The 14170-nt window shown below is 40.4% G+C and carries 15 protein-coding genes and 1 other annotated feature; of the genes, 12 read left to right on the top strand and 3 right to left on the bottom strand.

All coding sequences use genetic code 11. The annotated features are described in order from the left end of the window. The 6 genes from HT722_RS08705 to HT722_RS08680 form a co-directional block, all read left to right on the top strand. On the top strand, positions 1-1161 hold a 1161-nt coding region (locus tag HT722_RS08705; RefSeq protein WP_173278670.1), incomplete at its 5' end, for an LPXTG cell wall anchor domain-containing protein. A gap of 176 nt (positions 1162-1337) precedes the next feature. Further along, positions 1338-2468, top strand: a complete 1131-nt coding sequence (gene hemW, locus HT722_RS08700; RefSeq protein WP_173226364.1) for a radical SAM family heme chaperone HemW — start codon at positions 1338-1340, stop codon at positions 2466-2468. A gap of 4 nt (positions 2469-2472) precedes the next feature. Further along, a complete protein-coding gene (locus tag HT722_RS08695) occupies positions 2473-3210 on the top strand; it encodes an acyl-[acyl-carrier-protein] thioesterase (protein ID WP_173278669.1) in 738 nt (245 codons plus the stop codon). Between the two features lie 10 nt (positions 3211-3220). Further along, positions 3221-3994, top strand: coding sequence for a TIGR01457 family HAD-type hydrolase (locus HT722_RS08690; protein ID WP_173226368.1), 774 nt, complete (start codon positions 3221-3223; stop codon positions 3992-3994). Further along, a complete protein-coding gene (locus HT722_RS08685; RefSeq protein WP_173278668.1) occupies positions 3984-4601 on the top strand; it encodes a TIGR01906 family membrane protein in 618 nt (205 codons plus the stop codon). Before HT722_RS08690 ends, HT722_RS08685 begins: the two co-directional genes overlap by 11 nt. 186 nt (positions 4602-4787) lie before the next feature. Next, entirely contained in the window at positions 4788-5654 is an 867-nt protein-coding gene (locus HT722_RS08680) for an NAD(P)H-hydrate dehydratase (protein WP_173278667.1), read from the top strand. A 132-nt stretch (positions 5655-5786) separates the two neighbouring features. On the opposite strand, the gene pbp3 is transcribed toward HT722_RS08680, so the two are convergent. Continuing rightward, positions 5787-7028: a D-alanyl-D-alanine carboxypeptidase PBP3 gene (pbp3, locus tag HT722_RS08675; protein WP_173278666.1), complete on the bottom strand. Its 1242-nt coding sequence runs from the start codon at positions 7026-7028 to the stop codon at positions 5787-5789. A 102-nt stretch (positions 7029-7130) separates the two neighbouring features. Here pbp3 and cozE point away from each other — a divergent pair, with 102 nt between their 5' ends. After that, positions 7131-8240 (top strand): cell elongation protein CozE, encoded by a 1110-nt coding sequence (cozE, locus tag HT722_RS08670; RefSeq protein ID WP_173278665.1) that lies wholly within the window; start codon positions 7131-7133, stop codon positions 8238-8240. A gap of 206 nt (positions 8241-8446) precedes the next feature. Next, a complete protein-coding gene (gene tuf, locus HT722_RS08665; RefSeq protein WP_001040724.1) occupies positions 8447-9643 on the top strand; it encodes an elongation factor Tu in 1197 nt (398 codons plus the stop codon). Positions 9644-9991: 348 nt separating this feature from the next. On the opposite strand, the gene HT722_RS08660 is transcribed toward tuf, so the two are convergent. Both HT722_RS08660 and HT722_RS08655 read right to left on the bottom strand, forming a co-directional pair. Then, entirely contained in the window at positions 9992-11074 is a 1083-nt protein-coding gene (locus HT722_RS08660) for a DEAD/DEAH box helicase (protein WP_173226376.1), read from the bottom strand. Further along, positions 11071-12048 carry a Gfo/Idh/MocA family oxidoreductase gene (locus tag HT722_RS08655; RefSeq protein ID WP_173278664.1) on the bottom strand — a complete coding sequence of 326 codons (978 nt, stop codon included), beginning with the start codon at positions 12046-12048 and terminating at the stop codon, positions 11071-11073. The genes HT722_RS08660 and HT722_RS08655 overlap by 4 nt, the downstream gene beginning before the upstream one ends. Before the next feature lie 153 nt (positions 12049-12201). Here HT722_RS08655 and HT722_RS08650 point away from each other — a divergent pair, with 153 nt between their 5' ends. From HT722_RS08650 to rpmA, 4 genes are all read left to right on the top strand, one after another. Continuing rightward, on the top strand, positions 12202-12894 hold the full coding sequence (locus tag HT722_RS08650) for a YoaK family protein (protein WP_173278663.1): 693 nt from the start codon (positions 12202-12204) through the stop codon (positions 12892-12894). A gap of 58 nt (positions 12895-12952) precedes the next feature. Further along, positions 12953-13040: a sequence feature (ribosomal protein L21 leader region), on the top strand. A 36-nt stretch (positions 13041-13076) separates the two neighbouring features. Next, the gene (gene rplU / locus HT722_RS08645; RefSeq protein WP_000109141.1) at positions 13077-13391 is read left to right on the top strand and encodes a 50S ribosomal protein L21; all 315 of its coding nucleotides are present in this window, start codon (positions 13077-13079) and stop codon (positions 13389-13391) included. Between the two features lie 15 nt (positions 13392-13406). Continuing rightward, entirely contained in the window at positions 13407-13751 is a 345-nt protein-coding gene (locus HT722_RS08640) for a ribosomal-processing cysteine protease Prp (protein ID WP_000613694.1), read from the top strand. Between the two features lie 16 nt (positions 13752-13767). After that, positions 13768-14061 carry a 50S ribosomal protein L27 gene (rpmA, locus tag HT722_RS08635; protein ID WP_000916509.1) on the top strand — a complete coding sequence of 98 codons (294 nt, stop codon included), beginning with the start codon at positions 13768-13770 and terminating at the stop codon, positions 14059-14061. The last annotated feature ends 109 nt before the right edge of the window (positions 14062-14170 follow it).

Raw genomic sequence — 14170 nt, 5'->3', positions numbered from 1 at the left:
ACTGTTGAAACACCAGCTCGTTTAACACCGGCAATAGTATTAGATCAAGATCCAAATACAGGAGATGTAACAGTAACACCTAAGAAACCAGATGGAACAACATATCCACCAGGAACTACGGTAGAAATTCCAGGTAAGAATGGCACACCGATTGTGGTAACAACAGGACCAGATGGAAAAGTAATTATTCCGAATAAAGACTTACCAGATGGGGAAATTCCAGGAACAGGTAAAATTACACCGCCAGGAAAACCTTCTGTTGAAGTAAACGTAAAAACACCTAAGAAATTAGATCCAAATGCACCTCAAACAGAACAACCAGGTGAAATTGAAATTACAAGAAAACCAAATGGAGATGCAGTAGTAACGCCTAAGAAACCAGATGGAACAACATACCCACCTGGAACGAAAGTAGTTATCCCAGGTGATAATAATACTCCAATCGAAGTTATTATCGGAGATAATGGATCAGGTGAAGTGCCAAATGATAAACTTCCAAAAGGAAATTTACCAGGAAAAGGTATCGTAACAGAACCGAATAAGAGACCATCTAATCCAGTTGATGTGACAACGCCAGCCCGTAAGACCCCAACAATAGAGTTACAACAAGATCCAGATACAGGGGAAGTAACAGTAACGCCTAAGAAACCAGATGGGTCAACATACCCACCAGGAACTACGGTAGAAATTCCAGGTAAGAATGGAAATACAATCACTGTAATAATTGGACAAGACGGTAAAGGTAAAGTACCAAACAGTGAATTACCAGACGGTAAAGTTCCAGGTACAGGTAAGATTACAGAACCAGGTCAATCAGCTGTAGAAGTTCCAGTAGAAACTCCAGCTAAGGTAACACCAGCAACACCAACAGATACAATTCCAGTTGCACCAGTGACACCTGATACGCCAGTCACACCAAATACTAATGGAGGTTCTGGTCAAGATACACCTGCACCAACAAGTCCAATTCCAGATGCAGTTACTCCGAATGCAAATCATGAAGATACTACAGATGCTAGTGATAATGGAGCTAAGTCAAATGATTCTCAAAATGTATTACCAAATACAGGAACAGAATCAAATGCGACTCTTGCATCTCTAGGACTTCTTGGTATGCTAGGTGGTCTCGGACTTGCTCTTGGAAAGAAAAAAGAAGACTAAAAAATTAGTCAAATGAACATTCATTCTTTTGTGTTTTAACAACGAACTAGATTGATTCTGATAGTTGTGTTATCCATAAAATACAAAGAATGATTAGATAAAGAAAGCGAACAATGCTAGGATTTTGTTAAAGGGAATTCTAAGTATTGTTCGCTTTTTGTGGTATAATAATTACTATGCAGAAAAAACCAACGTCAGCCTATGTGCACATCCCATTTTGTACCCAGATTTGTTATTATTGTGATTTTTCAAAAGTTTTCATCAAGAATCAGCCAGTCGACAGCTATTTGGAACATCTGTTAGAAGAGTTTCAATCTTATGATATTCAAAAGTTGCGGACCCTCTACATCGGTGGTGGGACACCAACAGCTTTGTCAGCTCCGCAACTGGAGGTATTGCTGGATGGCTTGACTAAAAACTTGGACTTGTCTGTCTTGGATGAGTTGACCATTGAAGCCAATCCAGGCGACTTGGACGCGGATAAGATTGCTGTTTTGAAGAACTCGGCTGTCAATCGTGTTTCGCTAGGCGTGCAGACCTTTGATGACAAGATGCTGAAAAAGATTGGGCGCAGTCATTTGGAGAAGGATATTTATGAAAATATCGACCGTTTGAAACTGGCTGGTTTTGACAATATCTCCATTGATTTGATTTATGCGCTGCCTGGTCAGACCATGGATCAAGTCAAGGAAAATGTGGCTAAGGCAATTGGACTGGATATTCCCCATATGAGTCTGTATAGCTTGATTTTAGAAAATCATACGGTCTTTATGAACCGAATGCGACGAGGGAAATTGCCTCTGCCTAAGGAGGAACTGGAAGCTGAGATGTTTGAGTATATCATCGCAGAGCTGGAGCGAGCTGGTTTTGAGCATTATGAGATTTCTAATTTCTCCAAGCCTGGTTTTGAAAGTCGCCACAATCTCATGTACTGGGACAATGCTGAATACTATGGCATCGGTGCTGGAGCATCTGGTTATGTCAATGGTGTTCGCTATAAAAATCATGGCCCGATTCGCCATTATCTCAGTGCAGTTGAGGAAGGCAATGCTCGTATCACAGAAGAGCACCTGAGTCAAAAAGAGCAAATGGAAGAAGAAATGTTCCTGGGACTCCGCAAGAAATCAGGAGTCTCCATGGTGCGATTTGAGGAAAAATTTGGACGGTCTTTCGATGGACTTTATGGAGAAATTGTCAAGGACTTGGTTCAACAAGGTCTCATGCAAATAGAGGGTGACCGAGTTCGCATGACAAAAAGAGGTCTCTTTTTAGGAGACACCGTAGCAGAACGATTTATTTTGGAGTAGGATGATGGGCTTAACTTATCAAATGAACATGAAAATTCCTTTTGATATGGCTGATATGAACGGTCATATCAAGCTTCCAGATGTGATTTTGCTGTCCCTGCAAGTTTCAGGGATGCAGTCGATTGAACTGGGTGTTAGTGATAAGGTCATTTTGGAAAACTATAATCTGGTCTGGATTATCACAGATTATGATATTGAGGTGGCTCGTTTGCCTCGTTTTGGGGAAGGAATTACCATCGAAACCGAAGCCCTGAGCTACAATCGACTCTTTTGCTACCGTCGCTTTACCATTTATGATGAAGCAGGTCAGGAGCTCATCCACATGATGGCGACCTTTGTTCTCATGGATCGAGACAGTCGAAAAGTCCATGCTGTCGAACCTGAGATTGTAGCTCCGTACCAGTCTGATTTTGATAAAAAACTTATCCGTGGGCCAAAGTATGAGCCTTTGGAAGAGCCAGTCAGCAAGGATTACCATGTCCGTTTTTACGACTTGGATATGAATGGCCATGTCAATAACAGTAAATACTTGGACTGGATTTTTGAGGTCATGGGAGCTGATTTTTTGACCCACTATATTCCCAAGAAAATCAACCTCAAGTATGTCAAGGAAGTTCGACCAGGTGGGTTTATTACATCGGCTGTTGAACGGACTGGATTGGAAAGCAAGCATGAAATTACAAGCGACGGTGCTACTAATGCCCAAGCTATCATCACTTGGCAAGAAATGAAGAAGGATTAGGGAGAAATAGATGAAATATAAAGGCTATTTAATTGATTTAGACGGTACTATTTACAAGGGAAAAGACCGAATCCCGGCTGGAGAGGCTTTTGTCCATGAATTGCAAAAGCTAGACATCCCCTATCTCTTTGTAACAAACAATACAACCCGTACTCCTGAGAGTGTTCAAGAGATGTTGGCTCAGAATTTTAATATCGATACGCCCCTATCGACTGTCTACACAGCGACTTTGGCAACCATCGACTATATGAATGACTTGGGTCTTGAAAAGACCGTCTATGTTATTGGAGAATCAGGGCTCAAGGAAGCCATCAAGGCGGCTGGTTATGTAGAAGACAAGAAAAATCCTGCCTATGTAGTAGTAGGCCTGGATTGGCAAGTCGACTATGAAAAATTTGCCACAGCAACTCTAGCTATCCAAAAGGGTGCTCACTTTATCGGAACCAATCCTGATCTCAACATCCCTACAGAACGCGGTCTTTTGCCAGGGGCTGGTTCACTAATTACACTTCTTGAAGTAGCAACACGAGTGAAGCCTATTTATATCGGAAAACCAAATGCTATCATTATGGACAAGGCGGTTGAGCACTTAGGTTTGCAACGTGAAGAGTTGATCATGGTTGGGGACAATTATCTGACTGATATTCGGGCTGGGATTGACAATGGCATTCCAACGCTCTTGGTGACGACAGGTTTTACCAAGGCAGAAGAAGTGGCAGACCTGCCAATCGCACCGACTCATGTAGTTTCTAGCCTTGCGGAGTGGGATTTTGATGAAAACTAAACTGATCTTTTGGAGTTCTATGCTCTTTCTCCTCTCCCTCTCAATCCTTTTGACTATTTATTTGGCTTGGATTTTTTATCCGCTGGAAATTCAGTGGCTGAACTTGACGGATCGAGTTTATCTAAAACCCGAAACCATTCAATATAACTTTCATATCTTGATGGATTACCTGACCAATCCATTTAGCCAAGTCTTAGAGATGCCAGATTTTCGTTCGTCAGCAGCTGGTCTGCACCACTTTGCGGTTGTGAAGAATCTCTTTCATCTAGTTCAGTTTATTGCCCTTGTGACACTACCAAGCTTCTATTTCTTTGTCAAAGGGATTGTGAAAAAGGGCTTCTTGTCTCTATTTAGTAAGGGGCTTCTGACCCTAGTAGTCTTGCCTTTGCTGATTGGTCTTGGGGGAATTTTGATTGGTTTTGACCAATTCTTTACTCTTTTCCATCAAATTCTCTTTGTGGGAGATGATACCTGGCTTTTTGACCCAGGCAAGGATCCAGTGATTCTGATTTTGCCAGAGACCTTTTTCCTTCATGCCTTCCTCCTCTTTTTTGCCCTCTATGAAAGCTTCTTTGGCTATCTGTGTCTGAAAAGTCGTAGGAAGTGAATTGAAAGCTGTTTTTAATTTGTATATATAAAATTGTATGTCGTTTGAAACCATCGTTAAGAATGAATTAATCAAATCGAATTGTGTCAATCGTTCGCGAACAGTCTATTAAATTTTAGAAATAAGTTTATAAAAGGAGGTCTGAGCCTCCTTTTTGTTGTATAATAAAAGAGAGAGGAAAAAAGGATGAAAGTGATTGATCAAGCATTATTAGAAAAAGTCATTATTGAACGTTCTCGTACCAGTCATAAAGGAGACTACGGTCGTCTGCTGTTGCTGGGTGGGACTTATCCTTATGGTGGTGCTATCATCATGGCTGCTTTGGCAGCTGTTAAAAGCGGTGCAGGATTGGTGACCGTTGGAACGGACAGGGAAAATATTCCAGCTCTGCACAGCCATTTACCTGAGACTATGGGCTTTTCTCTTCAAGACCAGCAGTTGTTAAAAGAGCAATTGGAGAAGGCAGAAGTTGTCTTGCTGGGGCCTGGTTTACGAGACGATGCTTTTGGAGACAATCTAGTAAAACCGGTCTTTGCTAGCTCAAAAAAGAATCAGATTTTGATTGTAGACGGAGGTGCTTTGACTATTCTTGCCAGAACAAGATTGTCATTTCCTTCCAGTCAGCTTATCCTAACTCCCCACCAAAAGGAGTGGGAAAAACTGTCTGGAATTACGATTGAAAAGCAAAACGAAGCTACAACAGCTAGTGCCCTGACTTCTTTCCCTCAAGGAACAATTTTGGTAGAGAAAGGTCCAGCTACTCGTATTTGGCAAGCTGGCCAATCTGATTATTACCAGTTACAGGTTGGCGGTTCCTATCAGGCGACTGGGGGAATGGGAGATACTCTGGCTGGGATGATTGCAGGATTTGCAGGCCAATTTCGACAGGCCAGTCTCTACGAGCGTGTAACCGTAGCAACTCATCTTCATTCAGCCATAGCCCAAGAATTAGCTCAAGAGCAGTATGTGGTTTTGCCAACGGAGATTAGTAATTGTCTTCCTAAAATAATGAAAAAAATATCTCAAAAATACTGGGATAAAATTCAATTTTAGGAGAAAACGAAGTAAATATTACCACAATAAAACGCATAATATCAAGTTTTTAGTACCTGATACCATGCGTTTTTGACTTTAACATTTTCTTTCTCTGTCTCTATTTTGAAGCAAGTTATTGCCCAGTATGTTTTATAATTTCTCGTTAACAAATCGGACAAACTGATTCCACCAAACTTTTAAGAAGAAAGCTTTTTCAATTTTCTTGTCTGCAACCATTTCGAAACTAGGGCGCTCTGTGGTGATGTAACCTTGACCAATCAAGTCCTTGTCTTCATAAGTCAAATGGCCAACCACTGTTCCAGCTTCAAGTGGTGCTGGGATTGCTTTGGAATCAGGTGTGAATTGAACAGATTGGGAAGATTGATTCCCAATACGCTCAATTAGATAGATATCCTCTGGGGCCACTGCAGTGACCGTATCTTCTTTTCCATCTTGTACAGGGGCTTTGCTATCTTGATAGGCATCGCCTTGCTGAACGATTTTGCGAAGTGTAAATGTAGAAGAAATATAATCCATTAGTGAAGATGTAGCTGTAAAACGAGCGTAAGGATTATTGTCTTGATGGTCTGCATTTAAAACAACTGTGATGACTCTCATGCCTTTTTCGACAGTAGTACCAACAAAAGACTCTCCAGCCTTATCTGTTGTTCCTGTTTTCAGTCCATCAAAACCACCACGGTAAGCAGGCATACCTTCTAACATGTAGTTGGTTGAAGTAATTGTCATTCCAGCAAAAGTAGAAGAAGGTTTTTTGGTGATTTCCAAGACTTGTGGGTATTTTTTGATGAGGTTGCGGGCAACGATAGCGACATCATAAGCACTGAGCTTATTTTCATCATCTTTATTAGATCCTGGGTAAATATTATCTCCTAGAGTCTCGTTGTTCAGACCAGTTGTATTGACAACCGTGGCATCTTTGATTCCCCATTCCAGGAGTTTGGCCCGCATCATATCAACGAAGTCTTTCTCTGAGCCAGCAATTTTCTCAGCTAGAGCAATAGCGGCGCTGTTGGCACTAGATACCAGAGTTGCTTCAAGTAACTCTTCGACAGTATAATTACGGGCCTCCATAGGAACATTACTGGCTTCAGAATTTGTCGTCAATTGATAAGGATAATCAGAGATATCTACTGGGGTGGATAGTGTGATACTTCCATTTTCGAGTGCTTCATAGACCAGGTAAACGGTAAGCAGTTTTGTTATAGAAGCAATTTCGACAGGTTGCGTTGCATCCTTCTCATAGAGAATTTTACCAGTATTTGCCTCAACAGCAATCGCATGTTTAGCGGCAATGGTAAAATCTTGAGCAACAGCAGTAGAAGCACCTCCTAAAAGGGAGACAGTTAATAAAGTTAAAAATATTTTTTTCATAGTAGTCTTATTCTATCATAAAGAAAAAAAATATTCTTGCTTTAATAATTCATCCGTTAAGCTTTTTGAAAATATGGTAAAATAGAGTGAGGGAGGTAACTCATGTTTCGTAGAAATAAATTATTTTTTTGGACCACAGAAATTTTACTCTTAACCATCATCTTTTACCTATGGAGACAGATGGGATCTTTGATTAACCCTTTTGTTAGCGTGCTTAATACAATTATGATTCCATTTTTATTAGGGGGCTTTCTTTATTATTTGACAAACCCTATTGTTACTTTCTTAAATAAAGTCTGTAAACTCAATCGTTTGCTTGGTATTTTAATTACCTTGTGTGCTTTGGTCTGGGGAATGGTCATAGGTGTTGTCTATCTCTTACCTATTTTGATTAATCAGTTATCTAGTTTGATTATATCTAGTCAAACTATTTATAGTCGAGTACAAGACTTAATCATAGACTTATCTAATTATCCTGCGCTCCAGAATTTGGATGTAGAAGCTACAATTCAGCAACTAAACTTATCCTATGTTGATATTCTTCAAAATATCCTAAATAGCGTATCAAATAGTGTGGGGAGCGTCTTGTCAGCTCTTATCAGTACTGTTTTGATTTTGATTATGACTCCAGTTTTTTTGGTTTATTTCTTATTAGATGGACATAAATTCTTGCCCATGCTTGAAAGAACAATTCTAAAGAGGGATCGCTTGCATATTGCAGGTCTTTTAAAGAATTTGAATGCGACGATTGCTCGCTATATTAGTGGAGTTTCGATTGACGCAATCATTATAGGTTGTTTGGCTTATATTGGCTATAGTATTATTGGTTTAAAATATGCTTTAGTTTTTGCTATTTTTTCTGGTGTAGCCAATTTAATTCCTTATGTGGGGCCAAGTATTGGTTTGATTCCTATGATCATCGCAAATATATTCACTGATCCCCATAGAATGCTGATTGCAGTGATTTATATGCTTTTTGTTCAGCAGGTAGATGGTAATATCTTATATCCTCGAATCGTAGGAAGTGTTATGAAGGTTCATCCAATCACGATTTTGGTTTTACTTTTGTTGTCAAGCAATATCTATGGTGTAGTTGGAATGATTGTCGCAGTGCCAACCTATTCTATCTTAAAAGAAATTTCTAAGTTCTTATCTCGTTTGTATGAAAATCATAAAATAATGAAAGAACGAGAAAGAGAATTAGCTAAGTAAAAGTCAGGAGAACCCTGATTTTTCTTTTTCTTTAGGGAAGTAATAGGAGTAGAAGTGCCGTTTAGAATAGTAGATTAAGAATAATTCACAAAAACGTTGTAAAACACTTGCAATTTAGCTGAAATTTGATAAAATAGTAAGGAAAGTTAGACTGTATTGCCTACTGTCTATCTATAAAATATATTTTATTGGAGGCTTTTACTCAAATGGCAAAAGAAAAATACGATCGTAGTAAACCACACGTGAACATTGGTACTATTGGACACGTTGACCACGGTAAAACTACCCTAACTGCAGCTATCACAACTGTTTTGGCACGTCGCTTGCCTTCATCAGTTAACCAACCTAAAGACTATGCGTCTATCGATGCTGCTCCAGAAGAACGCGAACGCGGTATCACTATCAACACTGCGCACGTTGAGTACGAAACTGAAAAACGTCACTACGCTCACATCGACGCTCCAGGACACGCGGACTACGTTAAAAACATGATCACTGGTGCCGCTCAAATGGACGGTGCTATCCTTGTAGTAGCTTCAACTGACGGACCAATGCCACAAACTCGTGAGCACATCCTTCTTTCACGTCAGGTTGGTGTTAAACACCTTATCGTCTTCATGAACAAAGTTGACTTGGTTGACGACGAAGAATTGCTTGAATTGGTTGAAATGGAAATCCGTGACCTATTGTCAGAATACGACTTCCCAGGTGACGATCTTCCAGTTATCCAAGGTTCAGCACTTAAAGCTCTTGAAGGTGACTCTAAATACGAAGACATCGTTATGGAATTGATGAACACAGTTGATGAGTACATCCCAGAACCAGAACGTGACACTGACAAGCCATTGCTTCTTCCAGTCGAAGACGTATTCTCAATCACTGGACGTGGTACAGTTGCTTCAGGACGTATCGACCGTGGTATCGTTAAAGTCAACGACGAAATCGAAATCGTTGGTATCAAAGAAGAAACTCAAAAAGCAGTTGTTACTGGTGTTGAAATGTTCCGTAAACAACTTGACGAAGGTCTTGCCGGAGATAACGTAGGTGTCCTTCTTCGTGGTGTTCAACGTGACGAAATCGAACGTGGACAAGTTATCGCTAAACCAGGTTCAATCAACCCACACACTAAATTCAAAGGTGAAGTCTACATCCTTACTAAAGAAGAAGGTGGACGTCACACTCCATTCTTCAACAACTACCGTCCACAATTCTACTTCCGTACTACTGACGTTACAGGTTCAATTGAACTTCCAGCAGGTACTGAAATGGTAATGCCTGGTGATAACGTGACAATCGACGTTGAGTTGATCCACCCAATCGCCGTAGAACAAGGTACTACATTCTCTATCCGTGAGGGTGGACGTACTGTTGGTTCAGGTATGGTTACAGAAATCGAAGCTTAATTCGATTTAGTTCCCAGAAGAACAATTATTTAAGTCAGACACTAAAAGAATCTTGCTTTGCAAGGTTCTTTTTTTCGAATATTGAACTAATACTCAATGAAAATCAAAGAGCAAACTAGGAAACTAGCTGCAGGCTGCTCAAAACAGTGTTTTGAGCAGCCTGCAGCTAGAACTGACGAAGTCAGCTCAAAACATGTTTTTGAGGTTGTAGATAAGACTGACGAAGTCAGTAACCATACATACGACAAGGCGAAGCTGACGCGGTTTGAAGGAGATTTTCGAAGAGTATAAAATTGAATTGCTTACAGAAAAAGCTCCATACACCGGATGTGCATAGAGCAATGGGGATTATTTGATATAGAGTTCTTGGTTTTTCAAGACAATTTCACGAACCGTAGCAAATTTCTTGAGTTTTTTAAGTTCTTCTGGATGAGTGACGAGAGTGATAACATAACCTTCCTTGCCCATACGGCCAGTACGGCCAGCACGGTGTGTGTAGGTTTCGCTATCTCTAGGAACATCAAAGTTTACGACACATTCTAGGCTATCGATATCAATTCCACGAGCCAAAAGGTCTGTTGCAAGGAGTAGGGTTAGTTGCTTGTCTTTAAACTTTTCTAAGATGACTTTTCTAAATTTGACATTGACATCACTAGCGAGGGAAACAGCCAAGATATCCCGATACTGTAGTTTTTCTTCTGCACTTCCAAGGTCTGATAGGCTGTTAAAGAAGACAAGACCTCGGAAATCCTCTACATGAGACAGTTTTCGTAGCATATCCACACGATGGCGTTGCTCCACCTGCATATAGAAATGTTGGATGTTGTCCAATTTTTGGTCAGAAAGATCAATGGTACGTGTATTCGGCACAATCTTTTCTTGGTCAAACTTGGTCGTAGCACTCATGTAGATGAGTTGGTGGTCACGAGGTGCGTAGTGAGTTATTTTCTCGACAAAGTGTATCTGAGAATCATCAAGCAATTGGTCAAATTCATCCAGGATGATGGTTTCCACATTCATCATCTTGATTTTTTTCAGTTTAATGAGTTCAAAGATACGGCCAGGAGTACCGATTAGAATTTCTGGTCCTTTTTTGAGGCGTTCAATCTGGCGTTTCTGACTCGAACCTGATAAGAAGAGTTGGGCAGTTAAGCCGATAGTTTCAGCCCACGTTTTACATACATCAAAAATCTGTCCAGCAAGCTCTGTATTTGGTGCTAGAATCAAGAGTTGCTGCGCTTTTTTCTTTTGTAGTCTGAGAAGACTTGGTAGGAGGTAAGCTAGGGTCTTACCGGTTCCTGTTGGGCTCACTCCTAGAAGGTTTTCTCCTGCAAGAATGGGCTCAAATAGTTGAGTTTGAATGGGGGTGAATTCTTGGAAACCGAGTTGGTCACTCAGTTCTTGCCATTCAGTCGGTAGTTTGGTTTTCATTTTTCTGCCTCAAATCTAATGCCAGCAGTCTGGCGCATGGTATATAGTAGCTCATGAACAGAGCCTGCATCATCCAGCCAGTTCTGGTAGAGTGTCTGGTCTGGTTGCTGAATCATCTGTGCAAATGCAGCGACTTCCTCAGTCATCGTATGAGGAGCCTGTTGGATAGGGAGTTGGACTTGATTGCCTTGATGGTCGGTAAAAATAGCTGAGCGGATATGCTCGATGGTGTTGAGGGTCAAGGTTCCGTCTGTCGTATAAATCTCGCAAGGAAGATTGGAAGTGATGTTTTTTCCAGCCTTGATATGAACTTGATAGTCAGTGTAGAAGAGGATTCCATCTCCATTTAGGTCAATGCTATTGTTAAGCTGTTGAGCTTGATAGGTCGCGTCATTAGCTTTTCCAAAAAGACGAACAGCAGCATAGAGAGGATAAATTCCCAAATCCATAAGAGCTCCACCAGCAAAACGCTCTGAAAAGACATTGGGCGTATGCCCAGCTAACAAATCAGGCATTTTGGAAGAATACTTGGCATAGTTGAAATCTGCTCCCAAAATCTGTTTGTCTGCTAAAAAGTTTTTGATGATAGTGAAAGCTTTTTCATGGTAATTCCGAGCTGCTTCAAAGATAAAACAGTGATTTGTTTCAGCTGTTTGAACCAAATCCAGCCAGTCTTGTGGCTGAGTGACGGCTGGCTTTTCAAGAATGACATGTTTACCAGCAGACAAGGCAGCTTGTGCCTGAGCAAAATGCAAGGAGTTTGGGCTAGCAATATAGACCAAATCAAAGGAGCTCTTGAAGAAGTCTTCTAATTGATCAAATAGTTGGATATTCTGATAGCGAGAAGCAAAGGTTGCCGCAGTTTCTAGTTTTCTAGAATAGACTGCGACCAGCTTGTATTCTCCACTGGAATGGGCTGCTTCTATGAAGTGATGGCTGATAGCGCCTGTTCCGATGACACCTAATTTTAGCATAAATACTCCTTTTACAATTTTAAATCCTTCTTTCATTATAACATAGATAGACGGGACTATCCAACAGAGGGTAAAAAATTTCAAATAAGCTACTAGGTCTTTTCCAAAGAAAGTGGTACAATAATGAAATGAGTAAATGAAATGGGAGGAAAAATGAGATTATTACCTATAAGAAAAATATCACGTCAGTCTAAGAGGCTAGCGCTTTTTTTGACTTTTTGTGCAGGATATGTAGACGCCTATACTTTTATTGTGCGAGGGAATACTCTTGTAGCTGGACAAACTGGGAATGTCGTCTTTCTATCAGTGGGGCTCATTCAACACAATGTTTCAGATGCTAGTGCCAAAGTAATGACCTTACTAGCTTTTATGATGGGAGTCTTTTTATTAACTGTTTATAAGGAAAAATTGAGAGTTGTGAAAAAACCAATTTTGTCATTGATTCCTTTGGCAATCTTATCAATCATTATTGGTTTTGTGCCGCAAACTGTGGATAATATCTATCTAGTGCCACCCTTGGCCTTCTGTATGGGACTGGTGACAACTGCTTTTGGAGAAGTGTCGGGTATTGCTTACAATAATGCCTTTATGACAGGGAATATCAAACGGACCATGCTGGCTTTTGGAGATTATTTCCGAACCAAGCACACTCCTTTTTTGCGTGAAGGTTTCATATTTGTTAGCTTGCTTAGCAGTTTTGTCCTTGGCGTTGTCTTTTCAGCTTATTTGACGATTTTCTATCATGAAAAGACCATTCTTGGTGTTCCTATTATGATGAGTATTTTTTACCTCAGTATGCTTTTTGCCTCGTGGCAGAAAAAAGTAAAAGAAAAAGCTTCATTTTAGGTGTTATTACTTGTAAGAAAATAGGAGATATGCTATACTTGAAGAGTTGACTATGCACGTTCCTGTGCAACCGCACGAACATCGTTGCTTGATTATTCAAGTTTAAGTGGTTTGTCCCACGATGCTAGGCGAGTCTTCACAAAAAAATCGGGGAAACCCATAAAAATCATAGGAGGTGCATAATGAGCACATACGCAATTATCAAAACTGGCGGAAAACAAGTTAAAGTTGAAGTTGGTCAAGCAGTTTACGTTGAAAAATTGAACGTTGAAGCTGGTCAAGAAGTTACTTTTAACGAAGTTGTTCTTGTTGGTGGTGAAAACACTGTTGTCGGAACTCCACTTGTTGCTGGAGCTACTGTAGTTGGAACTGTTGAAAAACAAGGAAAACAAAAGAAAGTTGTTACTTACAAGTACAAACCTAAAAAAGGTAGTCACCGTAAACAAGGTCACCGTCAACCATATACTAAAGTTGTCATCAACGCAATTAACGCTTAATTTTAAGGAGAACACATGATACAAGCAGTCTTTGAGAGAGCCGAAGATGGCGAGCTGAGGAGTGCGGAAATTACTGGACACGCCGAGAGTGGCGAATACGGCTTTGATGTCGTGTGTGCATCGGTTTCTACGCTTGCCATTAACTTTATCAATTCCATTGAAAAATTTGCAGGCTATGAACCAATCCTAGAATTAAACGAAGATGAAGGTGGCTATCTGATGGTTGAAATTCCAAAAGATCTTCCTTCACACCAGAGAGAAATGACCCAGTTATTCTTTGAATCATTTTTCTTAGGTATGGCAAACTTATCGGAGAACTCTTCTGAGTTCGTCCAAACCAGAGTTATCACAGAAAACTAACACGGAGGAAAACATTATGTTAAAAATGACTCTTAACAACTTACAACTTTTCGCCCACAAAAAAGGTGGAGGTTCTACATCAAACGGACGTGATTCACAAGCTAAACGTCTTGGAGCTAAAGCAGCTGACGGACAAACTGTAACAGGTGGATCAATCCTTTACCGTCAACGTGGTACACACATCTACCCAGGTGTAAACGTTGGACGTGGTGGAGACGATACTTTGTTCGCTAAAGTTGAAGGTGTAGTACGCTTTGAACGTAAAGGACGCGATAAAAAACAAGTTTCTGTTTATCCAATCGCAAAATAATGCCTAAAAACGGCTTGAAATAAGGCTTTCCGAGTTTTCGGAGAGCCTGTTTTTTTGTTTTGATACCCACGCTGATACCCATATTTTAAAAGGCTCTTTGTCAACTGTA

This window comes from Streptococcus sp. 53 (assembly GCF_013276565.1).
Lineage (GTDB): Bacteria > Bacillota > Bacilli > Lactobacillales > Streptococcaceae > Streptococcus.
This window is presented reverse-complemented; position numbering and strand designations above follow the sequence as displayed.

What these genes read in the sequence shown, in the direction of transcription:
- HT722_RS08695 (WP_173278669.1), top strand. Translation starts at nt 2,473, where the DNA reads ATGGGCTTAACTTATCAAATGAACATGAAAATTCCTTTTGATATGGCT.
- HT722_RS08685 (WP_173278668.1), top strand. Translation starts at nt 3,984, where the DNA reads ATGAAAACTAAACTGATCTTTTGGAGTTCTATGCTCTTTCTCCTCTCC.
- HT722_RS08650 (WP_173278663.1), top strand. Translation starts at nt 12,202, where the DNA reads ATGAGATTATTACCTATAAGAAAAATATCACGTCAGTCTAAGAGGCTA.
- HT722_RS08680 (WP_173278667.1), top strand. Translation starts at nt 4,788, where the DNA reads ATGAAAGTGATTGATCAAGCATTATTAGAAAAAGTCATTATTGAACGT.
- tuf (WP_001040724.1), top strand. Translation starts at nt 8,447, where the DNA reads ATGGCAAAAGAAAAATACGATCGTAGTAAACCACACGTGAACATTGGT.
- pbp3 (WP_173278666.1), bottom strand. Translation starts at nt 7,028, where the DNA reads ATGAAAAAAATATTTTTAACTTTATTAACTGTCTCCCTTTTAGGAGGT.
- hemW (WP_173226364.1), top strand. Translation starts at nt 1,338, where the DNA reads ATGCAGAAAAAACCAACGTCAGCCTATGTGCACATCCCATTTTGTACC.
- HT722_RS08655 (WP_173278664.1), bottom strand. Translation starts at nt 12,048, where the DNA reads ATGCTAAAATTAGGTGTCATCGGAACAGGCGCTATCAGCCATCACTTC.
- rpmA (WP_000916509.1), top strand. Translation starts at nt 13,768, where the DNA reads ATGTTAAAAATGACTCTTAACAACTTACAACTTTTCGCCCACAAAAAA.
- cozE (WP_173278665.1), top strand. Translation starts at nt 7,131, where the DNA reads ATGTTTCGTAGAAATAAATTATTTTTTTGGACCACAGAAATTTTACTC.
- HT722_RS08640 (WP_000613694.1), top strand. Translation starts at nt 13,407, where the DNA reads ATGATACAAGCAGTCTTTGAGAGAGCCGAAGATGGCGAGCTGAGGAGT.
- rplU (WP_000109141.1), top strand. Translation starts at nt 13,077, where the DNA reads ATGAGCACATACGCAATTATCAAAACTGGCGGAAAACAAGTTAAAGTT.
- HT722_RS08660 (WP_173226376.1), bottom strand. Translation starts at nt 11,074, where the DNA reads ATGAAAACCAAACTACCGACTGAATGGCAAGAACTGAGTGACCAACTC.
- HT722_RS08690 (WP_173226368.1), top strand. Translation starts at nt 3,221, where the DNA reads ATGAAATATAAAGGCTATTTAATTGATTTAGACGGTACTATTTACAAG.